Raw genomic sequence first — 24490 nt, 5'->3', positions numbered from 1 at the left:
TCGTGACCATTCGGGATGAGATTCACTCGCGCACTAATCTGCGCGTCATCTGGGAGGATGCAGTTAATGCAGCCCCAGAACGCAGCTTCCTCATTTTTGAGGATGTGTGCGCTGGTGTGCGTGTGGAACGCTCCTACCGTCAGACAGATGAACAAGTGAATCGATATGCGAATGCCCTTCTTAAGCTGGGCTTTCGCAGCGGTGACCGCATCGCACTTTACCTGCCAAATAGCATCGAGTTCATCGAATGCTTTTTGGCGATTGCGAAGATCGGTGCGGTCATCGTTCCCTTGGACACGAAGGGGACTTCTTTTGAGCTTGCGGGGCTGATTGATGCCAGTGGTGCTCGCGCGGTGATTTGTACCCGAGGGTGCTCGCTGACCCTCGACGAGGCCGTGTTGGCCTCGGAAGCTCAGGTGCTCTTGGTAGGCAGTGATGCAGGTGAGGGGGAGTCTTCTCTATCTGCTCTCAGTCGGACCTGCTCACCGCAGCTGGATTATGATCCGCAGCTTGAAGCGCTGAGTCTTCTGGAAATTATGTTCACCTCCGGGACGACTTCGTCTCCTAAAGGTGTCATGATCACTCATGCTAACGCCGTGTTTTCAGGAAAATATGTCAACTGGGAACTGGCGATGACCAGTGATGATCGCTATGCGACATCCATGGTCGCCAGTCACGTGAACTTCCAGCTCTCGGCTTTCATTCCAGTCATTACCGCCGGCGCAACTCTGATTCTTCTGAGTCGTTACAGTGCGCATCGTTTCTGGAAATCGGTGTGTCAGACCCGAGCGACTTTGGTTCAGGGGATGGCATTGATTGTCATGACCTTGCTTGCTCAACCCGTGGATCCAGAAGAACAGAACCACTGCGTGCGTCAGATGCACTATTTCCTCATCTTGTCTGATGAAGATAAAGAACGCTTTGAAAAGCGTTTTGCCGTTCCACTACTCAATAACTATGGGTCGACTGAGACCTTGGTTGGAGTTGTCACCGATCCCCCCGTGGGGGAGAGGCGCTGGCCTTCGGTGGGACAGGTTGGTCCGGATTACGAGCTCAAGATTTGTGATCAGTCTGGAGCAGAAGTACCGCAGGGACGCAATGGTGAAATCTGCATTCGTGGCGAGAAGGGAATCTCGCTCATGCAGGGGTACTGGAAGCGCCCCGATGCGACGGGGGAGGCAGTTATCGATGGGTGGTATCACACCGGTGACTGGGGATACATTGACCCTGATGGATGGCTTTTCTTCGTCGATCGGCGGCACGACCTCATCAAGCGCAACGGTGAGTCGGTGACCTCGGGAGAAATCGAAAACCTTCTACGCCAAATCCCCGAAGTCAGCGACGCGGCGGTCGTTGGAGTTCGCAACCCCATTCGCGGGCAAGATATTCATGCCTTCCTTACCCTCCACCCGGGTAAGAGCCTGAGCCCTGACAGTGTGTTGGAGTTTTGCCGCCAACGACTGTCCTCCTTCAAAGTTCCCAACGAGGTACGAATCATTGATGAGCTGCCTCGCGGTGAATACGGCAAAGTCAATAAAGAATTACTCAAAACCCTGTGAAAGGAACAGGCATGGCAATCAATACGGATATGGTCGGACAGACCTTCGGTCCTTTCGTCCGTGACTACACTTTCCGTGATCTTGAGCTGTTTGCTCTTGGCTGCGGTGCAGGTATCGATGGCAAGGATGGCCTCGAATACCTCAACGAGCACGATGAACGTAATCCTCAGCTCAAGGTTCTGCCCATGTTTGGTGCGATGCTCATCGTGGATTCCGAGGTCACTCGTACCATCGACTACGGCTACAACTATGCGGGCTCCCTGCACTGGGGCTTCGATATCCGCTTCCATCAGCCGATCACCAAGATGAGCGATCACTTGGAGACCATGGTTCGCCTTGAAGGCCTCTATGACCGTGGTGAGGGTCGTGGCCTGCTCGCTCAGCATATTGGTGACACCTACGATTCGGACGGCAACCTGCTTTTCACGAATGAATCCTGGGACTGCCTGATTTACGACGGCGGTTGGGGTGGGCCCAAGCCTCCCAAGGACATCGTTGAAATGCCGGAGCGCGAGGCTGACGTCGAGGTTGTTGAGCGTATTCCTGAGAACCAGGCCTTGATCTACCGTCTGTCAGGCGACTATCACCCGCAGCACATCGACTGGGATTATGCAGCTGAGAACGGTGAGCCTCGTCCCATTCTTCACGCGATCTCTTACGCGGGTGTTGTTATGCGTCATGCAATCAACGCTTTTGTTCCCGGAGAACCCGAACGCATCACCCGTTTCAAGACCCGCATTACTTCGCCGGTTCTGCCTGGTAGCACTCTGAAGACGAAGCTGTGGAAGGTCGGAGAAGGCGAGCTCCGTTTCCAGCTGGTAGACGAAGATGCCGATGTCACCGGTGCAAAGCCTCATCTGAACTGGGGGATTATCGAATACCGCTGAAGTAACCTTGAAAGCATTGATGCGTGATTACACGATGATCCGCAGCTTTGCTATCGAGGCGTTAGAGGAGATACACGCAGTGAAAAAGGAAGTAACAGATCTCGAAGATCTGGATATGTCAGGTGTGCTCTGGCGCATCATCGCATTTTCCAGTGGCGGTCCATTCCTTGAAGGCTATGTTCTAGGAATTATCGGCGTGGCGCTTTCACGTCTGGGTACCGATATCGAGATCAGTAATTCCATGTCGGGCTTGCTGGGAATCGCCGCATTGGTCGGTCTTTTCTTGGGAGCCGCAGTCGGAGGATGGCTGACCGATCTCATTGGTCGTCACAAGATGTTCATTCTCGACCTGATCGTCATTGTCGTTTTGTCGGCACTGTGTGCCGTCGTTACGTCTCCTCTGCAATTAGTGGCTCTGCGCTTCCTCATCGGTGTGGCAATCGGCGCCGATTATCCGATTGCCACATCGATGATCGCGGAGTTTTCACCCCGCAAACATCGTGCGATGTCGATGGGCATGATCGCTGCCGCATGGTACCTTGGCGCCAATGTCGCGGCTCTTGTGGGCTACGCTCTTTACGAGACTCCTCACGGCTGGCGCTGGATGCTGGCATCGTCTGCGATTCCGGCAGTGCTGATTCTTATCGGACGTTGGGATATCCCCGAATCTCCCAGGTGGTTGGCATCGAAGGGCCGTCAAGAAGAGGCCGATCGCGTTGTCATGAAACTCTTCGGTGAAAATGTCCGCCTTCCTGCGCAAGAGATTGCTGAAAAAACAGAGTTTAAGAAGATCTTCAGCGGTGTTTATCTGCGTCGCGTGGTCTTCGTTGGTGTGATTTGGCTCTGCCAGGCAATTCCGATGTTTGCGCTCTACACCTATGGCCCCACAATCGTTGGTTCCATTGGCCTCGGAGAGGGGCGCAATTCGCTGATCGGCGAACTTGTTATCGGCACCTTCTTCATGCTCGGTACATTCCCCGCAATGTACTTGGCTGAACGCGTGGGGCGTCGCCCGCTCATCATCTGGTGTTTCTTCGGCATGACGATTGCACTTGGCCTGATTGGTTTCTTCCCGCAGGGGGGAATCGTCCTGATTTCCATCTGCTTCATCGCCTACGCACTTCTTGCTGGCGGTCCGGGCAATCTCGAGTGGCTCTATCCCAACGAGCTCTTCCCAACCTCAATTCGCGCCTCGGCAATGGGCGTTGCTATGGCTCTGAGCCGAATTGGCACCGTCTACTCAATGTTCGTCCTTCCGGCATTTATCGCCGATTACGGGATCTCTGCGACCATGCTTGCCGGTGCCCTCATTTCAGCTCTTGGATTTGGTGTTTCCTTCGTTTGGGCCCCCGAAACCAAGGGCCTGAGCTTGGACGTTACAGGATCAGCGGACTTCAAGGGGCGCTAAACGATGTATCGCATTGATTCAGTGGTTGTGAGCGCGTACCGCACGAATTGTTACGCGCTAACGAATGAAGGCGGGACGATTATTGTCGACCCGGGCGACCAGGCGAGCTTCCTTCAGCAATGGACGCAGGACCTGGACGTCATCGGTATCGTGCTCACCCACTGTCATTGCGACCACATCGGGGCAGTCAATGAGCTTGTCGCTCAACACGGGTGCTGGGTTGCCTGTGGAGCTGCAGATGTCGCTGGAACGCGAGACTTACACCTGTCTGGATTCGACGCCGAAGGCATCGACTATGTCGTGGATCATGTTGATCGGTCTTTGAAGGAAGGCGATGTCATTGAGTGGGGGAGCGACCGCCTTGAGGTGATTGATACCCCGGGACACACTCAGGGACATATCTGCCTGATTGATTGCGCCAACTCGATCCTGTTCAGTGGTGACATGCTATTTGCTGGAACCATTGGGCGGACTGATTTCCCGGGGGGAGACCAGGCACTGATGGCCTCTTCCTGCGCGAAGCTCGCAGAGGTTACTCAGGATCTTCGCGTGCTTCCCGGGCACGGTCCAGCCACCACTTTGGCAGCAGAAAAGTCGCAGCTCAGGCACTGGGCACGCGTTCTTTGCCCGCGTGAATTGGCTCAGGATACTGCGCGTAATGACGAATTGAGATTGCCATGAAGCTGATCGTCAATCAAAGCTTCAAGGTAACGCGGAACCTTCAGCATGAAGCAGTCGATGTAGTCATCGGGCAGGCAGAAGGTACGCATCAGAACCGAGCCTTCAACCGCGTCAAGCAGGCGGGTAACCGACAGGGTGTCCTTAATCTGCCCCGCGCTCTTGAACTCCCACAAGCGCGTGCGAATCGCACCCAAAGGGGTAATGAAGATCTGGTTGTGAATCAGCGCGATCGTCGGATCGTTTGTTTCACCGGCCTCGACGAACAGGCGACGAACTGCCCGACGATTCGGGCCAAGGTACTCGCGAAGGCGGAACTCGGCCTCGTTCATCAAAACTTCCCGCGCGCTATTCCCGCGTGGGCCAGGGCAACGAACCAATCGCGCGAAGGCGTCCTTCAGGAGGTCATCGCGGGTTTCCCAGCGTGTGTAAATGCTGGATTTGCCCACTCCGGCAGCGCTGGCGACCTTGGTCAGGTTGAAAGCGGCCCAGCCGACCTCTCCGTAGAGTGTCAGGGCACTTTCGATGATCTTGGTTTCGACCACTTCATCGCGCGGTCGACCAACTTTGGGCGCGTCTTGTCGAGGATTCGGCACGACTTGCACCTTTCTTTCATAGCTGCTGGTAAGCGCCATATTACTCGCACCTTGCGGGTTAATGCGTGCGCTTTTCGGGAGCTGAGGAAAATTGGGGAGTCTTCCCTGTATCTATCCGAAAACAACACTCAAGAGAGAAGGACACGATGAGTATCGTTGTCGCGTATAAGTACGCTGCGAACCCGCAGGATACAACCGTGGGTTCTGATGGTGTCGTTGACTGGTCGCGTGCGAAGGCCACGGTGAGTGAATACGACCCGGTTGCCATTCAGGTGGCACGCGCTGTCGCAGATGCTAAGGGCGAAGAGCTCGTTGGCATTTCCGTAGGAGACGCACAGGTGTCCTCCTCAATGGCAAAAAAGGCTGCTCTTTCGCGCGGATTCGACCGTGCGTTGGTCGTCGCCGATGATGCCGTTCGTGATCTGAACGCCACTGCAGTTGCAGGAGCGCTTGCCAATCTGGTTCACAAGGTCGAAGGCGCGAATATCCTCTTGACGGGTGATTCTTCGATTGACGAGTCCGCCAAGATGATGTCTGCTCTGGTCGCCGGTTACCTGGGATGGCCCTGCTTCCAGGAGGTTTCCGCGGTCGAGGCCAACGGAGATGGGTGGACCATCACGCAGGCTACCGCCTCTGGAACTCGAACGATTAATGTCGATGGCCCCGTCGTCGTTGCCGTGACGACAGATGCTGCGACCGTCAAGGTTCCCGGCATGAAGGATGTTCTGCAGGCTGGAAAGAAGCCGATGGACACCGTTGCTCTTGCTGATCTGGGTGTCAAGCCGATTTCCGTTGAGGTTACCGGCCGTCTGCGCCCGGTTGCTCAGGAACGTAAGAAGGAAATTCTCAGTGGTGACGACGCCGCTGTGAAGCTGGTTGAGGCGCTTCGTAGCGCTGGTGTGCTCTGAGAAAGGACTTGGACAATGACTAACGCATGGATCATTACGACATCGAATCAGATTGCGTCCCTCGTCGAGGCCGCACGCGCAATCGGTCCCGTTACCGTCATCGCTCTTGGCGATGAGGCCACCGGCATCGCTGGTGTTGACCGCGTTGTGACCATCGGTCGTGGAAGCAATGCGCCTCTTGAGGCTTTTGCCCCCGCGGTGAACACTGTGTTGGAAGCCGCTGGCGCAGATATCATCTTCGCCGCGAACCGTCCCGTTGAGCGCGTCCTTGCCGGTGCTGTCGCCGCTCGCCTTGGCCTTCCCCTCATCAACGGTGCGCTGCGCGTTTCCGCTGGCGAAGCCGAGGTGTCGCGCTTTGGTGGTCTGACGCAGGAAAGCATTTCCTTCCCCGGTGGTGCTGTTGTCGTCCTCGAAGGTGGAGCCCCCGTCGAGGGTGGAGAAGTTGCGCCCGAGGCCGGTTCGGAAGAACACTACGGGGCAAGCGTGAGCGCTGTGGAGCCCGCTGGTTCGGGCCCCGCCAACCTTGCTGCCGCGCGTCGTATCGTCGCAGCCGGTCGTGGCTTCAAGGCCGAGGAAGATCTGCAGATCGCCCGCAACCTAGCCGCAGCACTGGGCGCCGAGCTTGCTTGCTCCCGTCCTCTTGCTGAAGGAACCGCGTGGCTGTCCAAGGATCGCTATGTTGGTGTTTCCGGCATGCACGTTGCTCCGGATCTTTACCTTGCTGCTGGTATCTCCGGTCAGGTTCAGCACACCTCGGGCATGTCCGAATCGAAGGTCATTGTTGCCGTCAATAGTGATGCCAATGCCCCGATCTTTGAGGTTGCTGACTACGGAATCGTGGGCGACCTCTATGATGTTCTGCCTGCGATCACCGCAGCACTTTCCTGAGGAAGAGTATGTCTGAAGAAGTAGAGGTTGATTTCGAGGTCATCGTCATCGGTGGAGGTGTAGCCGGTTGTGTTGCCGCCTACACTCTTGCCGGACAAGGACACGAGGTCCTTCTCATTGAGCGTGCGATGGAACCCGGTTCCAAGAATCTCTCGGGTGGTGTTTTCTACTGCCGAGTAATGGAACAGGTCTTCCCGGACTTTGTAAATGAAGCTCCTGTAGAACGTCGAATCACGCGTAACATCGTCAGCCTGCTCAATGAAAAGTCAGCGGTCAACATTGACTACTGGGATCAGCGTCTTGCTGAGCCCGCCAATGCAGTCACAGTGTTGCGTGCAAAGCTTGATTTGTGGCTGAGCGAGAAGTGTGAGGAAGCCGGTGTCACCGTGATGCCGGGTGTGAAGGTTGACTCCCTCATCATCGAAAACGGACAGGTTGTTGGTGTTCGTGCTGGAGAAGATGAGCTGCGCTCCCACGTTGTGGTTGCCGCAGATGGGGTGAACTCTTTCATTGCCCAGCAGGCGGGGATCCGCGCTAAAGAGCCGAAGAAACACCTTGCAGTGGGTGTAAAGTCTGTGATCGCTCTTCCCGAGAAGGTCCTTGAAGATCGCTTCAATGTGCGTGATAACTGCGGTGCAGCCTACGCCATGGTTGGGGATGCGACGCAGGGCGTTGCAGGTGGAGCTTTCATGTACACCAATAAAGATTCCGTCTCTATCGGTGTTGTCATGCGTCTTGATGATTTGGAAGCATCGGGCTTGTCTTCTTCGGATGTCCATGATCACCTGCTCACTCATCCGGCAATTGCTCCTCTTCTTGAAGACGGCGAATTGCTTGAGTACGGGTGCCACCTGACCATTGAAGATGGGCCTCAGATGGTGACCCACGATCTCACCCGTCCGGGGTTGGTGATTATTGGCGATGCAGCTGGATTCACTCTTAACACTGGTTTGACCATTCGAGGGATGGATCTTGCTGCGGGTTCTGCGCTAGCGGCTTCAACGGCGGTTCATGCTGCCCTTGAATCCGGCGATTTCTCTCAGGCAGCGATGGATCGCTACCTCAGCGAGTTGAAATCTTCCTTCGTCGGGCAGGACATGCAGACCTACGCGAAGGCCCCTGCTTTCCTTGAGCGTCCTCGTATGTACAAGGACTATGGACGCCTTGCTGCAGAGGTTTTCTACGGAGTCTTCAACCATGATCTTCGCCCGCGTCGCCACATCATGAAGGTCGCGATGGATGCGTTCAAGGCTTCTGGCTTGCGTTTGCGTGATCTCATCAGTGACGGCTTGGCCGGTATCAAGGCACTGTGAGGCAGGAGGAACAATGAGCACATTGAAAATTGAGAGTGTTCCCGCGCGTCTTTCGCGTAACACTTACAACCTTGACGAGGAAGAATCTCATATCGAGGTCGACCAGGAGCGGGCTCGTGCCACCGGCGCTGGCAAGCTCTTGGAGCGAATCTGCCCAGCACATGTCTACTCGGTAGAAGAGGACGGGACCGTTGGAGTGGAATATGCCGCATGTTTAGAATGCGGTACCTGCTTGGCCATTGCCCCTAAAGGTGTCTTGAAGTGGCACTATCCCAGGAGCGGTTTCGGGATCATGTTCCGAGAAGGCTAAGGGCTTCTCCGTTTGAAGTGGTGGGTTGAAAGCGTCTGCTTTCAACCCACCACTCTTGTTGTGTCCCTTGAATCCATAATTGCCGCAATACAATCGGCGATATTCCCGCGGGTGAGGGAATGGCCCTCTGCAGAATCACTGCCTACGCGTAGTGGGCGCCATTCAAGTGATGCAGACCTTTTCTCTCCACGGGGTCCTTGGATGCCATGAGCATTTAGATGAACCTCGAATATGGGAAGAGCCCGAGTACCTGAGATGCTTTGACCTATCGGAATGAATCGCTGCTTATCCGTCCCCGCCACGTGTGCTTCAGCGTTGATAGATGGACACGAGGAAAATTCAGTGTCGAGACATATGAGGAGCGAATGCAAGTGCGATCGTTTCGCGCGCATGACAAGCTCTGTGAAGTCTTCCAAGCACAAGTCTTTGACGGGAGAATGAGTGGGGGAGAGGACCAGTGCTTCCATGCCGTATCGTCGGAGTTCCCGGGCAAAAGGAAGAAGGAAAGTGCAGGCGGCCTGTTCCACTTCTTTGCGTGCGCCTAAAAGCCCGACACCAACGATGTTTTGATAGCCCATGCGCAGTGCTTGGGCGGATGGATCAACGCTGTATCCCAAAGTTTCTGCTGCCTCGTGAACGCGCTGGGTGAGCGCGTCGCTGACGTGAACGCTTCCGCGCAGAACATGCGAGACGGTTCCCACCGATACTCCAGCAAGAAGAGCAACGTCGGACATTGTTGGTGTTTTGTCCATGAGAGCCACCTTTCTTTGGCCAATACTGTGCCGTAATCGCACGCCTGCCGGGTGCAGAGCCAATAACTTGTGGAAACACGCCGATGGGGCAATTCCCTGTGCATAGGGAGACTGCACCTTGCACGCGTGCATATTAAGCTGGTCATCAGGCGACAGAAGGAGGAGAAATGCTGCGGCGCCTGACGGACACGATTGTTTGCGGAGTACTGATGATCTTCGACGTACTTGCGTGGCTCATCGTCGGTACTTTCTCGGGTTTTGATCGTTCAGAACCAGGAAAGATCGCTTCAGTATCCTTGAGCGCACTCATCATTGTTGCCGTACCCGCGCTTGCAACGTGCATGATCGCAGCACTCGCTCGCATGATCACCAAGACTTCCGCGCGTCGTTTCTACGCGTGGGCACTCTTCCTGAGCGCTGTGGCGGGAGGATTTTGCTACCTGAGCGCAATGGTTTCTTCCTTCCAAGGAATGGAAGTCGGACTGCGCTGGATGGCGTGCTATTTCGCGATACAAGCGATCGTCTCCCTGGTTCTTTTGATCGTTGGTCTTACCGGAGGAATCCCGCGAACCGCTGAAGACGCGCACGCCTTGAACCAGGCCGCGTTGAAGAGGGCATCTTCTACCGCGAAGCCTTCCCCTGCCGAGGCCTCGGCCCCAACCGCGCGCCCCTCCGCTTCCGCTGTCCCTCCTGTCCCCTCAGCTAGCTCGAAGCCACAGCCGGCCCCTCGCGCAAACGCAGAAGAGGCCTCGTCAGAAGAGAAAAAGGAACGTTTATGACCAACGACGAATTCCGGGTGCTCCCGCTGGAATCAACCGGCGACGGCGGGCAACAGTGGGAGGATTCGGGATCGACGGTGACTCGAAGCGTCCTCGACAACGGACTTCGCATTATCACTCAAAAGATCCCGGCGACTCGTTCTCTAGCACTGAGTTGGTGGGTGGGCGCGGGTTCGCGCGATGAAGACCAGGACAGTGCAGGTTCGACGCACTTTCTTGAACATCTCCTCTTTAAAGGCACCGCTCGGCGCAGTGCTTTTGATATCGCGCAGGCATTCGATGCTGTCGGGGGTGAGTCGAACGCTGAAACCGGAAAAGAACATACAAACTACTGGGCTCGAGTCCTCAGTGATGACACGGCGATGGCCATTGATGTCCTCGGTGACATGATCTCAGGATCGCTCATTGACCCCGATGAATTTGAAACCGAACGCGGCGTCATTTTGGATGAACTCGCGATGTCAGAGGACAACCCTCCCGAGGTTGTTCACGAGGCATACCAGCTTGCAGTTTTTGGTGATAACTCACTGGGGCGACCCGTGGGGGGAAGCCAAGAGACCATGAGGAGCGTTAGACGGGATGATGTCTGGGACTACTACCAGCGTATTTACGCTCCTTCCTCGCTGATCATTGCAGCAGCGGGGGACGTCAATCACGACGAAATTGTCGAGAAGGTTTGCCACTCTCTGAGCGGTGCTTGGTCTGAAGAGCTTTCACGGGCTCAAAGCCCCAGGCCACGACGTTCAACGCAGATGACTGAAAGCAATGAATATCAGCCCGAACGCGTGACTCGTTACCGTCATATTGAACAGGCACACGTCATCGTCGGCGGGCCATCCATGCGTGCTGGAGATGATCGTCGTCCTGTCATGTCGGTTTTACTATCGATTTTGGGCGGTTCAATGTCTTCCCGTCTCTTCCAAGAAATTCGTGAGAAGCGTGGTCTTGCCTATTCGACCTATGCATTTGATTCCGCCTATTCGAACGCGGGTGCATGGGGAATGTATGCGGGGACTTCACCTGAACGAATTACTGAAGTTGAAAAACTCATGCTTGGAGAGTTGGAGAAACTCGCAATTTACGGTCCAAGCGAGGAAGAACTCATTCGCGTGCGTGGGCAGCTTCGAGGTGGAATGGCTCTGGGCTTGGAGGATACCCTCTCGCGAATGTCGCGACTGGGACGCTCCGAACTCAATGGTCGTTATTTCACGGTTGATGCCGCTCTCGCTCGTATTGAAAGAGTTCAAGCTGAGGAGGTTCGCGCGCTAGCGGAAGAACTCGCTGGGCGAAGTGTCTTCACCGCCGAAGTCTTGCCGGGGGAGCGTCAGTGACGAAGCGAAGTGTTCGTCCTGCGCGCCTGAGCGATGTGAACGCGATTGCTGCTCTTGCGCAAGAGTCTTTCACGGAGATCTTTAACGCGTGTTCCCTTCCTGTTGACCATCCGCTTCGAGGCCACGTGCTGGGAAATACTCGCGAGCTGTGGGAACGTACCCTTTCCACGCAGGGCGAGAACGCGGATTTAGGGCACACTTTCGTTGCCCTCGAAGGGGAAAGCTCCGTTGGTTTGATCTCGACCATCTCTGCGCCGCTTCAGTCTCTTGAACTTGGGCAGACAAAGGAAATCCCAGCTGGGGTAGAAATGACAACGCTCTATGTTCATCGCAGCTTCCGTCGAAGCGGCCACGGATCGCGTTTGCTTGCAGCGATTGTAGATACCCTCCAACCCGCCTCCCTTCGAATGTGGGTGGCACCCGAAGATACGCTGATGCTCCGTTTCCTTCAAGGAAGTGGTTTTTTGCCGGCAGGACTCAAGCGCTCGTTCATGTTGGATCAGACGCTGCAGGTCCAGCGTGATGAGCACTTGTGGTGGGCACTTCGCTCCTAGCTTGTGTTCCGAGTGGGCCGGGAAAGTCTAGACGTGGCACACTTATTGCATGATGCCTCTGTACGACAACTTGCCCGAACCTGCCCCCTTGGAAAAGGGAAGCCTCCGGATTGTCCCCTTGGGCGGCTTGGGAGAAGTCGGACGAAACATGAACGTGTTGGAGTTTGACGGCAAACTCCTCGTCGTTGATTGTGGAGTGCTTTTCCCGGAAGAATCCCAGCCTGGTGTCGATCTGATTTTGCCTGATTTCTCTTGGCTTGAAGATCGTTTGGACGACATCGTTGGTATGGTGCTCACCCATGGTCATGAAGACCACATTGGCGCGGTTCCCTATCTGCTCAAGTTGCGCGAAGATATTCCGATTTACGGTTCAGATTTGACTCTGGCTTTCGTTGAACCCAAGCTTCGCGAGCATCGTCTCTGCGCCGATAACCTGCGCGTTGTCGCCGAAGGGGATCGTCAGGCGATCGGTCCTTTCGACTGTGAATTCGTCGCCGTCACGCACTCGATTCCTGACGCTCTTGCACTCTTCGTGCGCACTCCCGCCGGAAAAGTCCTGATCACCGGCGATTTCAAGATGGACCAGCTTCCCTTGGACCATCGCCTCACGGACTTGCGTTCTTTCGCCCGCTTCGGTGAAGAAGGCGTCGATCTGTTCATGGTGGACTCGACCAACGCGGAAGTTCCGGGCTTCGTTACCCCTGAGCGTGAGATCGGTCCTGTTCTCGATCAGGTTTTTGCCGAGGCCACGGGGCAGATTGTCGTCGCATCTTTCGCTTCCCACGTTCACCGCGTTCAGCAGGTCTTCAATGCAGCCGCTCGTCACGGGCGCCGCGTTGCTCTTGTTGGGCGCTCGATGGAACGCAATATGCGTATTGCTCAGGAAAAAGGCTACCTTGCCATTCCTGATGGCTTGATCGTGGACTCCAACGAAATTTCTCTTCTTCCTGCAAACCAGCGCGTATTTATGGCCACCGGTTCCCAGGGTGAACCGATGGCTGCGCTTTCACGGATCTCTCAAGGATCACACCGGTTTGTCAGTGTAGATCCAGGGGATACAGTCATTTTTGCCTCTTCGTTGATTCCCGGGAATGAAAATTCTGTGTATCGGGTGATCAATGACCTGACTCGCTTGGGTGCAAAGGTCGTTCACCAGGCCAATGCGAAGGTCCACGTGTCCGGTCACGCTGCTGCCGGTGAATTGATCTACTGCTACAACATCGTTCAGCCTGCAAATGTCATGCCTATTCACGGGGAGATTCGCCACCTTGTTGCTAATGGCCAATTGGCTGTTCTCACTGGTGTGAAGCCCGAGAATGTTGTTCTTGCAGAAGATGGCGTTGTCGTTGATCTGTGCGATGGGCATGCCCGAGTGGTCGGTGCAGTTCCCTGCGAGTACATCTACGTCGATGGTTCTTCCATTGGGGAGATTTCCGAAGACGAATTGGCGACTCGACGTACATTGGGATCGGAAGGCTTCGTCAGCGTGTACGCCGTTGTCGAGCGTGAATCTGGAATGGTTTTGGCATCGCCGACGATTCGCGCGATCGGCATGGCCGAAGATTCCTCGGTATTCGATGAGATTCTTCCCGATGTAACGGCAGCCCTGGAAGAAGCGGCTGCTGGCGGAAATGTCGATCCTCATATTCTGCAACAGGCAATGCGCCGGGTCATTGGGCGCTGGGTTGGTCGTCACCTGCGCCGTCGTCCGATGATTGTCCCGGTTGTTGTCGAACAGTAGATTTTTGGTGTGAGTGAGCTCAGACAATCTGGAATTAAAGGTAGGGTAGAACTATGAGCGGTCGTTTCATCTCGACGCATTCGGTTGTTCTCTCGCTTCCAATGCGCATCTCCAAATTGCCTGAGCGCGGCGGTTCCATCCATGCGGCGACGGCGACCTCTCTTCCTGCCGGCGGATTCACGACTTTGTGCGCAGCAGCGAAGCTTGGGGTTCCCACCGCAACCGCGTCTCCGCTGGGGACGGGGCCGAATTCCTTCATGGTTCGTCAACTTCTTGCCGAGGCCGGAGTCAAGATCCTGATTCCGGAGCTCGTCGGTGATATCGGGGTTGCGATTCAACTGATTGAAGATGATGGCTCGATGACCTCAATCGTGACGACAGGGGTTGAATCGGAGCCTTCTCGTGAATCTCTCGATCAGTTGGATCTTCACGATGGGGATCTCGTGCACATCTCGGGTTCTGACCTCGTCAGTGAGATGAGCGCTGAAGTTCTTGTAGGGTGGGCGGAAAATCTTCCAAAGGGAATTACCCTGGTCGTTTCTGCCTCACCCTCCGTTGCTCAGGTCCCAGCTTCAGTGTGGTTGCGTATCCTGAGGCGCGCGGACATTATTTCGCGCAATATTCGCGAAGCAGGAACTCTTTCGGACATTCTTGGCGGCTATGAACCTGGAATGAGTCTGCAAGATGCTACGCGGGAGGATGCAGTCATCGTCCGTCGCCTCGGCGTCATGGGATGCGAAGTCTTTCTCAAGGAAACCGGCAAAAAAATCAGCCTGCCTGCTTATGAAGCAAATACGGTCGATACTGCGGGGGTTGGAGATACACACATTGCAACAATGTGTGCAGCATTGCTCCTTGGTCATGATCACGTTGAAGCTGCTCGAATGGCTAACGCAGCTGCGGCAATTACTATCGCACACGAATCGGCACTTCCTGTTCCCACCTGGGAACAGATTGATGCAGTGATGAAACACGGTGATGTGACGCATTAGGAACGCTGAATTTCGGCGTGCCTTCAGGGTTTTGTTCCTCTCCAGCGGTAGCGTTTTCCTACCATGGCACGAAAATCCCCATCTTCAGCATCTTCGAAATCTTCTTCGCGATCCGGGAAGTCCACCACGACCCCAGGGCTTCTTGCTCGTATCTTTTCTGGAATTGGTCGCGGCTTTCTTGCAATGATTCGCGCATGGCGCGCAACTGATGCCCAGGTAAAGCGCGATGCCTTGGCTTTTGTTGTGATGGCCGCAGCTGTTCTTGTTGCTTTACGTGAGTGGTTTGGTATTTCAGGGCAAGCCGGTGATTTTATCCATCACGCGGCCGCTGGGTTTGTCGGGATTTTCTCAGTTGTACTGCCAATCATTCTTGTTGCCTTTTCTGTCGAACTCGTTCGAGTACGCGCGGGAAATTCAGCTCTTCCTCACCGAGTCGCGGGTTGCCTGGGGATCGTTTTCTCCCTCACGGGACTTGTCCACGTCAGTAAGGGAAACCCCACGTTTGATTCTGCCCAGTCCATTGAAACGGCTGGTGGAATTCTCGGATGGTTTATTGCCCGCCCACTGGTTTTGATGCTCTCGTCATGGGGAGCCGCAGCGATCCTTCTGTTGCTCTTTGCCTACTCGATTTTGCTTGCAACGCGGACCCAGGTTGCCCAGGTCCCAGGGTTGATCCGAGATCTCATCAACCGCCTCGCAAAGAAAACGAAGCCGGAAGACGAGGCTGATCCGGTTGCTCGCGCGCGTGAAGAGGCGCGTCGTTCTCTGGCTGCAGGAGATGATCCCTTCCTCGATTCCTATGATGGGGACGAGGAATTCCGCCGCGCGGTTGAACCCTCTACCGAGGAGGACGCACCCAAGCGCGTGGATGCCGAGCGCACCAGACTTATGCCGTCGGCCTCGGAGCAGGAAGGGACTGCGCAGAAGGCAAGGCCTGCGCCAATGGATGCGCCGACTGAAGCTATGCAGGTTCCTGCGCTCTCTGTTACCGAAAACATCGAAGAACACTCTGATCCTGAACCTCCTGCGCACACGGAAGAACCTGCCGGAGGATTCCAGGCAGAGCTGGATGAAACACTGTCCTATACCTTGCCTTCGAGTGAGCTTTTGGTTCGAGGAGCTCCGCACAAGACTCGTTCGGCAGTGAATGACCAGGTCGTTCAGTCTCTTCGTCAAGTCTTTGCTGAATTTAACGTGGATGCGCAGGTTACGGGCTTTTCTCGAGGCCCGACAGTCACTCGCTATGAAGTCACGCTTGGTCCGGGTGTGAAGGTTGATCGCCTGACAAATCTTTCAAAGAATATTGCCTATGCCGTCGCTTCGGCAGATGTACGTATTCTGGCGCCGATTCCTGGAAAGTCAGCAATCGGTATTGAGATTCCGAACTCTGACCGTGAAACCGTCGCGCTCGGCGACGTCTTACGTTCTGGAGCGGCGCAACGTAACCAGCACCCGCTGGTTGTCGGTGTCGGTAAAGACGTTGAAGGTGGCTACGTTGTCACCAACCTGGCGAAGACCCCGCACCTCTTGGTTGCCGGCCAGACCGGTTCTGGTAAGTCTTCCTTCGTCAATTCAATGATCACTTCGATCATGATGCGTGCGACCCCTCAACAAGTGCGGATGATCCTTGTTGACCCCAAGCGTGTGGAATTGACGATTTATGAGGGCATCCCGCACCTGATTTCCCCGATCATTACTGATCCGAAGAAGGCAGCAGAGGCTTTGGAATGGGTCGTCAAGGAGATGGACGCACGCTACGATGATCTTGCGACCTACGGCTTCAAGCACATTGACGATTTCAATAAGGCTGTCTCCGCCGGTCAAGTTAAGGCATTGCCGGGCCTGAACCGCGAATTGCGCCCCTATCCCTATCTCCTTGTTGTCGTCGATGAGCTCGCGGATTTGATGATGGTTGCTCCGCGAGACGTGGAAGCTTCGGTTCAGCGTATTACCCAGTTGGCGCGTGCTGCCGGTATTCACTTGGTGCTGGCGACCCAGCGTCCCTCAGTTGACGTTGTGACCGGTTTGATTAAGGCAAATGTTCCCTCACGTTTGGCCTTTGCGACTTCCTCTCTAGCAGACTCTCGAGTGATCTTGGACCAGCCGGGTGCGGAGAAACTGATCGGTCAGGGCGATGCTCTTTACCTGCCTTCGGGAGCAAGCAAGCCGATGCGTGTCCAGGGTGCGTGGGTGACCGAATCTGAGATTCATGCCGTTGTCTCTCACGTCAAGGAACAGATGCAGGCTCAGTACAGGCCTGATGTCCTCGCTCCCGCAAAGACCGCGAAGGTCGCTGAGGATATTGGCGATGATCTTGATGATCTTCTCGCAGCAGCAGAGCTCGTCATTTCTACGCAGCTCGGCTCGACGTCGATGCTTCAACGAAAGCTTCGCGTTGGTTTTGCGCGAGCAGGCCGCTTGATGGATTTACTGGAATCGCGTGAAATTGTCGGTCCTTCTGAGGGATCAAAGGCGCGCCAGGTTCTTGTTTCTCCCGAGCAACTTCCCGAAGTTTTAGCAATGCTGCGAGGTGAAACCTCCCCCGAAACTCCTTCGCAAACCCCCGCGGTTCAAGAAGAAGTTACACAGATTTTTACTGAACAGTCGTCTAACGGGCCTCAGGACGAGTACGATGGAAGTACGTCTCATTCAGATCCCTACTTGGGGCACGACTTCGGTGGTAGGACTGACTGGGTTGACGAAGAGCCTGAAGACAACGAAGACGCCTGGCAACTGACAGGACGATAGACAGCAAAGGGGCATAATCGGTGGCTACTCACGTGTCGCGTGTCGAGCGTCATGCGAAGGTCTCTGCGATCAATCTGCCGAATGCACTTACCGTTTTGCGTTTGATCCTGGTACCGGTTTTTATCTACCTCAAGTTTCAGGATCTGTGGAGTGCACAGTGGTGGGCGCTTGTGGTCTTTTGTGTCGCCGCAGGTACTGACCAACTTGATGGAAAGATTGCGCGCGCCTACGGCCTCGTGACTGACTTTGGGCGCGTCGCGGACCCCATTGCGGATAAAGCCTTGACTCTGAGCGCTTTTGTCATCCTGAGTATTCAAGGAGTCTTACCGTGGTGGTTCACGATTCTGGTAGCCATTCGCGAGCTTGGGATTACGGTCATGCGAGCCTTCTTCTTGAAGCGCGGAATTGTTGTTGCGGCTTCGCAATCAGGGAAGATTAAGACTTTCCTTCAGGTGCTGGCTATTTTCTTGCTGTTGATTCCGTGGGACTACTTCTTGGCGCTTAATATGGCAAATAAGCCATGGGCCTCGTTTGGCCTGATGACCGCGCTGTGTGTCGCTGGTGCAGCTCTTGCCGCAACTCTATGGTCCGGTGTTGCCTACGTTCGCGAGGGGATGCGTCTTGCTCGTGATAACGAGGAGAACCCGGTCGAAGATGCTGAATAGGGGAGCTGATCCCCACCATCAAAGTTGAGTGCGACTGGCGCAACTTTGATATTTGTCGTGTATGGTGGGAATACAACACGATGAGATGACGTTAGGATGGACATGATGAAGAAGCAGAAGAACACTGTGCCGATGTCTGCGCGTCCATTGAATGAATCGACGATGCATAAGGTTGCCCAGACGGGCTATCGTCAATCTATGACGCTTTCTCAGACGGCACCGGTTGCGCCTCTCTTGCGCACAGAAATTGGTGATGTGCTGCGTGAAATCCGCCGCAAGCAGGGGCGTACCCTTCGTGAGGTCTCTTCGGATGCGCAGGTGTCTTTGGGTTATCTCTCCGAGGTCGAGCGCGGTCAGAAAGAAGCCTCTTCGGAACTTCTTGAAGCAATTAGCGTAGCTCTCGGTGTTCCTTTGTGGTACATCCTCCGCGAGGTTTCAGAGCGTATGGCCCTCCTTGACGGAACTGTTGTTCCCGATACGGTGCCCGATGACATGCTTTCGGTGGCTTTGATCTCGTGACACTGTCAGAGTTTTGGGATGCCGTCGACGAGGTCTTTGGGGCAACTCTTGGACGCTCGTTGACGGCAGACCTATATCTGCCTGCGCTACGTGCGACCTGTGTCGAGGCGCTGGAGCAGGGTATTTCCCCGGACGAGGTGTGGGGGGAGCTTGTGCGTGAGAGTGGCAGTGACGAGGCGGTGCGTTGGGTGCATCGCATGAATTCGAAAGATCGCGAAAAGCTGCGTCGGGCGATTCGTCGTTAGTGGCGTGTCGACGTGCGTCGAACATCTGTTCCATTTATTCTGTGGAAGCAGTGAAATGTGGGCAAGTTTTCCACAGAAGAAGAAAACTGTTCGCAAATGCCAGTGGTCGAGCATAACTTCACTGAGTAGGCCTCGGAGAGGGGATCTACTGCATAGACCAGGACAGTAATGGCCGGAGAGGCTTCGACGAAAGGTACCACCATGGCAGCACCACGTAAGGGTTCCTCATCATCAGCTAATGGGGATCGCAATAAGGCTTTGGAACTCGCCCTGTCGCAAATTGATAAACAGTTTGGCAAAGGGTCCGTCATGCGACTGGGGGACGACTCGCGTCCGCCCGTTCAGGTGATTCCTACCGGTTCTTTAGCGTTGGATGTTGCGCTGGGAATTGGTGGTTTGCCACGTGGTCGAGTCATCGAAATCTACGGTCCAGAATCTTCTGGTAAGACCACTGTCGCCTTGCACGCTGTTGCCAGTGCACAAAAGGCTGGAGGTAATGCAGCCTTCATCGATGCCGAACACGCACTGGATCCGGTCTACGCGCGCGCCCTTGGTGTCGATACGGATAATCTTCTTGTCTCTCAGCCTGACACCGGCGAACAAGCTCTTGAAATTGCCGACATGCTCATCCGCTCCGGAGGCATCGACATCATTGTCATTGACTCGGTTGCAGCTCTTGTTCCCAAAGCTGAAATTGAAGGCGAAATGGGGGATTCACACGTTGGCTTGCAGGCGCGTTTGATGAGCCAGGCTCTGCGTAAGATTACCGGTGCCCTTTCAGCCACGGGAACCACTGCCATTTTCATCAACCAGCTGCGTGAAAAGATCGGTGTTTTCTTCGGCAACCCAGAGACAACAACCGGTGGTAAGGCGCTGAAGTTCTACGCTTCCGTCCGCATTGACGTTCGTAGGATTGAGACGCTCAAGGAAGCAGGCGCGCCGGTTGGAAACCGGACACGTGCAAAGATCGTTAAGAACAAGATGGCTCCGCCTTTCAAGCAGGCTGAGTTCGACATTGTCTACGGTAAGGGCATTTCACGAGAAGGCTCCATCATTGATATGGGCGTCGAAACTGGGATTATTCGTAAATCCGGTTCATGGTTCACCTACGGGGATGACCAGCTTGGACAGGGCAAGGAAAATGTACGCCAGTTCTTGTCTGATAATCCTGAGCTTGCAGATGAAATTGAACAGAAGATTCTTGTCTCTCTAGGAATTGGTCTTCAGGACCAGCCTCAAGATGATGTCGCTGCTGTTGAAATGGATTCCTCGATCGAGGACGCCGGCTTCTAGTCAATGGTCCGCTACTACGACCCGGAAACAACATCTGAGGAAGATGTGCGTCCGCGCGAGCGCACTCGTAGCCCCGCCCAGCGACAGGCTCTTATGCGCGAACGCAATGCTGCCCTAGAAGGTAAAGCAGCATTTGACGCTGCAAAAGAAGTTGCGCTTCGTCAACTTGATGTGCGCGCTCGCTCACGACACGAGCTCGAAAGTGCAATAACTTCGCGGGGGTTTTCCACTGAGACCGCCGACAAGGTGATTGAACGCTTGGTAGAGCTTGGTCTTGTTGATGACCTTGCGTTTGCTCGCGCTTTTGCTCGGGGACGTTTTGAAGCCGGAGGCAAAACTGGATCTGCACTCAAGATGGATCTTTCCCGTAAGGGGCTTTCCTCGCAGATTATCGCCCAAGTACTCTCAGAAATTGATGTCGAAGAGGAGTATTCTCGGGCGCATGCATTGGCAGAAAAGAAGATACGCTCACTGACAATGCGTGATCGACAGGTAATTCGTCGGCGCCTCTTTTCAATGCTTGCTCGAAAGGGGTACCCGCCTCACGTGTGTATTCGCGTGATTGAAGAGCTTCTTGAAAGTGAGGACTACGGTGAGCTGTGAAGAAGTCTCCTGCGCGGAACTGCTGCGTTTACTAGAGGTGCGCAAGAAAACTGTCGCCGTCGCTGAATCTCTAACGGGTGGCTTACTTGCAGCCGCATTCGTTGAAGTGCCGGGTGCCTCTCACGTATTTCGCGGGGGAGTATGCACCTATGCAACAGATACGAAGCACTCCGTGTTGGAAGTCAGTGAGCAGAGGCTAGCAGCTACCGGGCCGGTTGATCCGGAAGTTGCGAAGCAGATGGCCATCGGGGTTCGCACACTCATGGATTCAGATTTTGCACTCTCAACGACTGGAGTTGCCGGTCCCGGACCCTCGGATGGGCGCCCGGCCGGCACTGTTTTTGTTGCGTGTGCATGGAACGGAGGAAGTACTTCACGGCAGCTGAATCTGTCGGGGGAACGCGATCAGGTGCGAGCAGGTGCGGTGTGTGGCGCACTTGCACTTCTCAATGATCTTCTCAAGACGGAACTTTTGGCCTCGGCACGTTAGAATTTCCGACGATGAGTGTTGAAATGATGGACTTCCCGCGGACATATGCGGTGCGCACCCTTGGGTGCCAGATGAATGAGCATGACTCTGAACGTATTTCAGGGCTTTTAGAGAAAGCAGGTCTGGTTCCTGTTGAACGCGTACCCGCCGCCGCCGCGCGAGCAACAGACGCGGGAGACATGGGCGCAGACGTTATCGTCATCAACACGTGCTCCGTTCGTGAAAATGCCGCCACACGTCTTTTCGGCAATCTAGGACAGCTAGCAGCAGTCAAACGCGAACGTCCTGGAATGCAGATTGCTGTCGGAGGCTGTCTTGCTCAGCAAATGCGCGATGGCATCATCGAAAAGGCCCCTTGGGTTGATGCGGTATTCGGTACTCACAATATCGATGTCCTCCCTGCTCTATTGCGCCGAGCCGAGCACAATCGCCAGGCCGCAGTAGAGATTGAGGAGTCATTGAAGGTCTTCCCCTCAACGCTTCCTACTCATCGTGAAAGCGCGTATGCGGCATGGGTTTCGATTTCAGTCGGTTGCAATAACACGTGCACCTTCTGCATCGTTCCCCATCTGCGAGGAAAAGAAAGAGACCGCCGTCCGGGTGAGATTCTTGAAGAAGTCCAGGCCGTCGTTGACGAAGGCGCCATCGAAGTTACTCTCTTGGGACAAAATGTCAATTCTTATGGCGTGAGCTTCGGGCAACGAGGCGCCTTCTCTGATCTCTTGCGGGCAGTGGGGCAGATCGAGGGCCTCGAACGTGTGCGCTTCACCAGTCCACATCCCGCAGCATTTACTGATGACGTTATCGAAGCGATGGCACAGACCCCAACGGTCATGCCTTCCTTGCACATGCCCCTGCAATCAGGGTCGGATGCAATTTTGCGACAGATGCGACGTTCCTACCGTCGTGAACGCTTCATGGGTATTTTGTCACGCGTACGTGCAGCAATCCCAGACGCTGCCATTACGACTGACATCATCGTTGGATTCCCCGGTGAAACAGAGGAAGACTTCCAACAGACTCTGGAAGTCGTTGAAGAAGCTCGCTTCACCTCAGCCTTTACATTCCTCTATTCGCCGCGTCCTGGAACTCCGGCTGCTGACCGCGACGATCAAGTGCCCCAAGACATTGCGCTCGAAAGGTACAAGCGCCTTCTTGCGCTCCAAGAACGGATCTGCGCAGAAGATAATGCGGCCTTGGCCGGACAGGAAGTCGAAGTTCTCGTCGCCGCGGGTGAAGGCCGAAAGGACGGTAGTACACACCGCATTTCTGGGCGTGCACGCGACAATCGTTTGGTCCACGTCGCTCTTCCTCTTGGCATGAGCGAGGCCGATCGGCCTCGACCCGGGGATATGCTCCGCGCGCGCGTCACTTATGGCGCTCCCCATCACCTCATCGCAGACTCTGCCTTAGAAGAGGGCGGTCTCTTCGAATTACGACGTACACGAGCAGGCGATGCTTGGCAGGCACGTCAAGCCCATGAGGAAGACTCGAAGATTTCTCTGGGAATTCCACGGATCCGCATCGGTTCCTCAGAGACACAATGATCGAGTGCGAAACCGCACGTACGCGGCTCGGAGAACAGCGCAACTTAATCGTTGCGGTCGTCGGACCGACGGCCTCGGGAAAGAGCGATCTTGCGCTAGACCTTGCACAACTACTCCCGCAGGAGATGGGAGCTAAGCAGGGGGAACTCGTATCAGCCGACGCGCTTCAGTTGTATCGCGGAATGGATATCGGTACCGCGAAAACTCCGTTTAACGAACGGCGAGGAATTCCGCACCATCAGATTGATGTCCTTGATATCAGTGACGAGGCCTCTGTTGCCGCATATCAAAAATATGCACGAGAAGATATTGCGCAGATTCACGCGCGTTCAAATCTGGCTGTTGTTGCCGGTGGTTCTGGACTATACCAGCGCGCTCTTTTAGACCATTTAGATTTCCCCGGTACCGATACGGAGCTGCGCAGCAGGCTCGAGGAAGAATCACGAACTCCTGGGGGAGTGGAGCATCTCTTTGCTCGCCTTGAAGAACTGGACCCTCTTTCTGCTTCGCGTATCGATGCGCATAACGCTCGGCGGATTATTCGTGCACTTGAAGTAATCGAGCTGACTGGGAAGCCCTACTCCTCGTCGATGCCGCAGTATGTGTATGCGGCACCGGCAGTGATGGTTGCTCTACGCTGGCCGCTAGAAGAGCTCGATCAGCGGATTTGGCTGCGTACACAGGTAATGTTTGAGCAAGGGCTTGTCGAGGAAACGCGAGAACTAGATAAACAAGGTTTGAGGGCAGCGAAAACTGCCGCAAAAGCAACTGGCTATGCCCAAGCGCTCGCGGTTATTGATGGGGAACTCACAACTGAGCAGGCCATTGACTCTGTTGCCCTAGCCACCAGACAGCTTGCGCGCAGGCAGATGAAGTGGTTGCGTCGTGACCCGCGCATAGTGTGGATTGATCGTTCCTCGCGAGAAACTTCCATGTCTGCCGAGGCCGCGCTTAGCCTTGCGCGAGAAACCGCCCTTCGCTCCTGCGCTCTTTTTGATATCGCTTAGGTTCGCAGCTTCAGGAGGGGACTTCGCTGTTTTTAGGCCTGAGCGTGAACCTCGATGATCCGGAAGCCCTTCTTTGATGCAATCTTTTCGGAAGGGAACCCCTGATCGCGAAGCCACGCGGTCAAAGAATCCGCACCAAGGTTCTTTTGGACAACAAGGTAGGCGACGCCGTCGTGGCTTAAGAGGGAAAGCCACGTGGTCAGTAACTCATGGAGAGCTTTCTTACCAATGCGGATCGGCGGGTTTGACCAAATGACATCAAAGGTTACTTCCTGAGCCGCAACGATCTTTAAAGCTTCCTCGGCGTGGAGTGCTTGAACATTATCTGCCTCATTGCGAGAGGCATTGCGTGCAGTCAGATCGACTGCACGAGAGTTAACGTCAACTGCCCACACACTCGCCTCGGGAGACTCCAGAGCCATCGTGACTGCAAGGGGGCCCCAGCCGCATCCCAAATCAAGGAAGGTTCCACGCGGGGGAAGAGCAGGGGCCTCGGCAATAAGCTGGCGCGTTCCCAAGTCAATGCGCCCGCCAGAAAATACGCGATCGCTCACCCACATTTCGAGGTCGAATCCTCGAACGTGGTCGCGAAGAAGATGCAGCTCATCGGCGGAGGCTGGTTGCGAATCGGTGAAGTACTGTTCATCCACGTTGTTAAGACTACTTGACGTGGAGCG

At 55.0% G+C, this 24490-nt stretch carries 25 protein-coding genes; 22 read left to right on the top strand and 3 right to left on the bottom strand.

What is annotated here, in order from left to right; genetic code table 11:
• Window positions 1-2: 2 nt before the first annotated feature.
• Genes BQ8011_RS07950 through BQ8011_RS07935 form a run of 4 tightly spaced genes read left to right on the top strand, consistent with a single transcriptional unit; the run spans window position 3 to window position 4535 of the window.
• On the top strand, window positions 3-1559 hold the full coding sequence (locus tag BQ8011_RS07950) for an AMP-binding protein (protein WP_072456170.1): 1557 nt from the start codon (window positions 3-5) through the stop codon (window positions 1557-1559).
• An 11-nt stretch (window positions 1560-1570) separates the two neighbouring features.
• Entirely contained in the window at window positions 1571-2446 is an 876-nt protein-coding gene (locus tag BQ8011_RS07945) for a MaoC/PaaZ C-terminal domain-containing protein (RefSeq protein ID WP_009407924.1), read from the top strand.
• Window positions 2447-2465: 19 nt separating this feature from the next.
• The gene (locus BQ8011_RS07940; RefSeq protein ID WP_072456168.1) at window positions 2466-3854 is read left to right on the top strand and encodes an MFS transporter; all 1389 of its coding nucleotides are present in this window, start codon (window positions 2466-2468) and stop codon (window positions 3852-3854) included.
• Between the two features lie 3 nt (window positions 3855-3857).
• Window positions 3858-4535, top strand: a complete 678-nt coding sequence (locus BQ8011_RS07935) for an MBL fold metallo-hydrolase (RefSeq protein WP_072456166.1) — start codon at window positions 3858-3860, stop codon at window positions 4533-4535.
• On the opposite strand, the gene BQ8011_RS07930 is transcribed toward BQ8011_RS07935, so the two are convergent.
• On the bottom strand, window positions 4496-5128 hold the full coding sequence (locus BQ8011_RS07930; protein WP_072457755.1) for a TetR/AcrR family transcriptional regulator: 633 nt from the start codon (window positions 5126-5128) through the stop codon (window positions 4496-4498). The genes BQ8011_RS07935 and BQ8011_RS07930 overlap by 40 nt on opposite strands.
• A gap of 146 nt (window positions 5129-5274) precedes the next feature.
• Here BQ8011_RS07930 and BQ8011_RS07925 point away from each other — a divergent pair, with 146 nt between their 5' ends.
• The 4 genes from BQ8011_RS07925 to BQ8011_RS07910 are packed head-to-tail and all read left to right on the top strand — an operon-like array spanning window position 5275 to window position 8547.
• Entirely contained in the window at window positions 5275-6036 is a 762-nt protein-coding gene (locus tag BQ8011_RS07925; protein ID WP_072456164.1) for an electron transfer flavoprotein subunit beta/FixA family protein, read from the top strand.
• 15 nt (window positions 6037-6051) lie between these two features.
• Window positions 6052-6924 carry an electron transfer flavoprotein subunit alpha/FixB family protein gene (locus BQ8011_RS07920; RefSeq protein ID WP_072456162.1) on the top strand — a complete coding sequence of 291 codons (873 nt, stop codon included), beginning with the start codon at window positions 6052-6054 and terminating at the stop codon, window positions 6922-6924.
• An 8-nt stretch (window positions 6925-6932) separates the two neighbouring features.
• Entirely contained in the window at window positions 6933-8237 is a 1305-nt protein-coding gene (locus tag BQ8011_RS07915) for an FAD-dependent oxidoreductase (RefSeq protein ID WP_009407930.1), read from the top strand.
• A gap of 13 nt (window positions 8238-8250) precedes the next feature.
• Complete coding sequence (locus tag BQ8011_RS07910; RefSeq protein ID WP_072456160.1) at window positions 8251-8547, top strand: ferredoxin family protein; 297 nt, start codon at window positions 8251-8253, stop codon at window positions 8545-8547.
• A gap of 41 nt (window positions 8548-8588) precedes the next feature.
• On the opposite strand, the gene BQ8011_RS07905 is transcribed toward BQ8011_RS07910, so the two are convergent.
• Window positions 8589-9299, bottom strand: coding sequence for a LacI family DNA-binding transcriptional regulator (locus BQ8011_RS07905; RefSeq protein ID WP_072456158.1), 711 nt, complete (start codon window positions 9297-9299; stop codon window positions 8589-8591).
• A gap of 167 nt (window positions 9300-9466) precedes the next feature.
• Between BQ8011_RS07905 and BQ8011_RS07900 the strand changes: the two genes are divergently transcribed.
• From BQ8011_RS07900 to miaA, 14 genes are all read left to right on the top strand, one after another.
• A complete protein-coding gene (locus tag BQ8011_RS07900; RefSeq protein WP_072456156.1) occupies window positions 9467-10078 on the top strand; it encodes a superantigen-like protein SSL4 in 612 nt (203 codons plus the stop codon).
• Entirely contained in the window at window positions 10075-11409 is a 1335-nt protein-coding gene (locus BQ8011_RS07895) for a M16 family metallopeptidase (protein WP_072456154.1), read from the top strand. The genes BQ8011_RS07900 and BQ8011_RS07895 overlap by 4 nt, the downstream gene beginning before the upstream one ends.
• Window positions 11406-11963 carry a GNAT family N-acetyltransferase gene (locus BQ8011_RS07890; protein WP_072456153.1) on the top strand — a complete coding sequence of 186 codons (558 nt, stop codon included), beginning with the start codon at window positions 11406-11408 and terminating at the stop codon, window positions 11961-11963. The genes BQ8011_RS07895 and BQ8011_RS07890 overlap by 4 nt, the downstream gene beginning before the upstream one ends.
• 49 nt (window positions 11964-12012) lie before the next feature.
• Window positions 12013-13704, top strand: coding sequence for a ribonuclease J (locus BQ8011_RS07885; protein ID WP_072456152.1), 1692 nt, complete (start codon window positions 12013-12015; stop codon window positions 13702-13704).
• 53 nt (window positions 13705-13757) lie between these two features.
• On the top strand, window positions 13758-14696 hold the full coding sequence (locus tag BQ8011_RS07880; protein ID WP_072456151.1) for a PfkB family carbohydrate kinase: 939 nt from the start codon (window positions 13758-13760) through the stop codon (window positions 14694-14696).
• 63 nt (window positions 14697-14759) lie between these two features.
• On the top strand, window positions 14760-17444 hold the full coding sequence (locus tag BQ8011_RS07875) for a DNA translocase FtsK (RefSeq protein ID WP_072456150.1): 2685 nt from the start codon (window positions 14760-14762) through the stop codon (window positions 17442-17444).
• 20 nt (window positions 17445-17464) lie between these two features.
• Window positions 17465-18109, top strand: coding sequence for a CDP-diacylglycerol--glycerol-3-phosphate 3-phosphatidyltransferase (gene pgsA / locus BQ8011_RS07870; RefSeq protein WP_231945298.1), 645 nt, complete (start codon window positions 17465-17467; stop codon window positions 18107-18109).
• 102 nt (window positions 18110-18211) lie between these two features.
• Window positions 18212-18628, top strand: coding sequence for a helix-turn-helix domain-containing protein (locus BQ8011_RS07865; RefSeq protein ID WP_407639765.1), 417 nt, complete (start codon window positions 18212-18214; stop codon window positions 18626-18628).
• Window positions 18625-18873, top strand: a complete 249-nt coding sequence (locus BQ8011_RS07860) for a DUF3046 domain-containing protein (protein ID WP_034501636.1) — start codon at window positions 18625-18627, stop codon at window positions 18871-18873. Before BQ8011_RS07865 ends, BQ8011_RS07860 begins: the two co-directional genes overlap by 4 nt.
• Window positions 18874-19074: 201 nt before the next feature.
• A complete protein-coding gene (gene recA / locus BQ8011_RS07855; protein ID WP_072457750.1) occupies window positions 19075-20166 on the top strand; it encodes a recombinase RecA in 1092 nt (363 codons plus the stop codon).
• Between the two features lie 3 nt (window positions 20167-20169).
• Window positions 20170-20769 (top strand): regulatory protein RecX, encoded by a 600-nt coding sequence (locus BQ8011_RS07850; protein WP_072456148.1) that lies wholly within the window; start codon window positions 20170-20172, stop codon window positions 20767-20769.
• On the top strand, window positions 20759-21259 hold the full coding sequence (locus BQ8011_RS07845) for a CinA family protein (protein WP_072456147.1): 501 nt from the start codon (window positions 20759-20761) through the stop codon (window positions 21257-21259). The genes BQ8011_RS07850 and BQ8011_RS07845 overlap by 11 nt, the downstream gene beginning before the upstream one ends.
• 11 nt (window positions 21260-21270) lie before the next feature.
• On the top strand, window positions 21271-22806 hold the full coding sequence (gene miaB / locus BQ8011_RS07840; RefSeq protein WP_072456146.1) for a tRNA (N6-isopentenyl adenosine(37)-C2)-methylthiotransferase MiaB: 1536 nt from the start codon (window positions 21271-21273) through the stop codon (window positions 22804-22806).
• Window positions 22803-23813 (top strand): tRNA (adenosine(37)-N6)-dimethylallyltransferase MiaA, encoded by a 1011-nt coding sequence (gene miaA, locus BQ8011_RS07835; protein ID WP_072456145.1) that lies wholly within the window; start codon window positions 22803-22805, stop codon window positions 23811-23813. Before miaB ends, miaA begins: the two co-directional genes overlap by 4 nt.
• 32 nt (window positions 23814-23845) lie before the next feature.
• Here miaA and BQ8011_RS07830 read toward each other — a convergent pair whose 3' ends face one another.
• On the bottom strand, window positions 23846-24463 hold the full coding sequence (locus tag BQ8011_RS07830; RefSeq protein WP_072456144.1) for a class I SAM-dependent methyltransferase: 618 nt from the start codon (window positions 24461-24463) through the stop codon (window positions 23846-23848).
• Window positions 24464-24490: the final 27 nt, after the last annotated feature.

Origin of the sequence: Actinomyces marseillensis (assembly GCF_900155605.1) — a bacterium.
GTDB lineage: Bacteria > Actinomycetota > Actinomycetes > Actinomycetales > Actinomycetaceae > Pauljensenia > Pauljensenia marseillensis.
This window is presented reverse-complemented; position numbering and strand designations above follow the sequence as displayed.

Coding starts and splice junctions, on each gene's coding strand:
- BQ8011_RS07850 (WP_072456148.1), top strand. CDS start 20,170: ATGGTCCGCTACTACGACCCGGAAACAACATCTGAGGAAGATGTGCGT.
- BQ8011_RS07905 (WP_072456158.1), bottom strand. CDS start 9,299: ATGGACAAAACACCAACAATGTCCGACGTTGCTCTTCTTGCTGGAGTA.
- BQ8011_RS07945 (WP_009407924.1), top strand. CDS start 1,571: ATGGCAATCAATACGGATATGGTCGGACAGACCTTCGGTCCTTTCGTC.
- BQ8011_RS07940 (WP_072456168.1), top strand. CDS start 2,466: ATGCGTGATTACACGATGATCCGCAGCTTTGCTATCGAGGCGTTAGAG.
- BQ8011_RS07865 (WP_407639765.1), top strand. CDS start 18,212: ATGATGAAGAAGCAGAAGAACACTGTGCCGATGTCTGCGCGTCCATTG.
- miaB (WP_072456146.1), top strand. CDS start 21,271: ATGAGTGTTGAAATGATGGACTTCCCGCGGACATATGCGGTGCGCACC.
- miaA (WP_072456145.1), top strand. CDS start 22,803: ATGATCGAGTGCGAAACCGCACGTACGCGGCTCGGAGAACAGCGCAAC.
- recA (WP_072457750.1), top strand. CDS start 19,075: ATGGCAGCACCACGTAAGGGTTCCTCATCATCAGCTAATGGGGATCGC.
- BQ8011_RS07900 (WP_072456156.1), top strand. CDS start 9,467: ATGCTGCGGCGCCTGACGGACACGATTGTTTGCGGAGTACTGATGATC.
- BQ8011_RS07895 (WP_072456154.1), top strand. CDS start 10,075: ATGACCAACGACGAATTCCGGGTGCTCCCGCTGGAATCAACCGGCGAC.
- BQ8011_RS07880 (WP_072456151.1), top strand. CDS start 13,758: ATGAGCGGTCGTTTCATCTCGACGCATTCGGTTGTTCTCTCGCTTCCA.
- BQ8011_RS07910 (WP_072456160.1), top strand. CDS start 8,251: ATGAGCACATTGAAAATTGAGAGTGTTCCCGCGCGTCTTTCGCGTAAC.
- BQ8011_RS07920 (WP_072456162.1), top strand. CDS start 6,052: ATGACTAACGCATGGATCATTACGACATCGAATCAGATTGCGTCCCTC.
- BQ8011_RS07925 (WP_072456164.1), top strand. CDS start 5,275: ATGAGTATCGTTGTCGCGTATAAGTACGCTGCGAACCCGCAGGATACA.
- BQ8011_RS07935 (WP_072456166.1), top strand. CDS start 3,858: ATGTATCGCATTGATTCAGTGGTTGTGAGCGCGTACCGCACGAATTGT.
- BQ8011_RS07875 (WP_072456150.1), top strand. CDS start 14,760: ATGGCACGAAAATCCCCATCTTCAGCATCTTCGAAATCTTCTTCGCGA.
- BQ8011_RS07915 (WP_009407930.1), top strand. CDS start 6,933: ATGTCTGAAGAAGTAGAGGTTGATTTCGAGGTCATCGTCATCGGTGGA.
- BQ8011_RS07885 (WP_072456152.1), top strand. CDS start 12,013: ATGATGCCTCTGTACGACAACTTGCCCGAACCTGCCCCCTTGGAAAAG.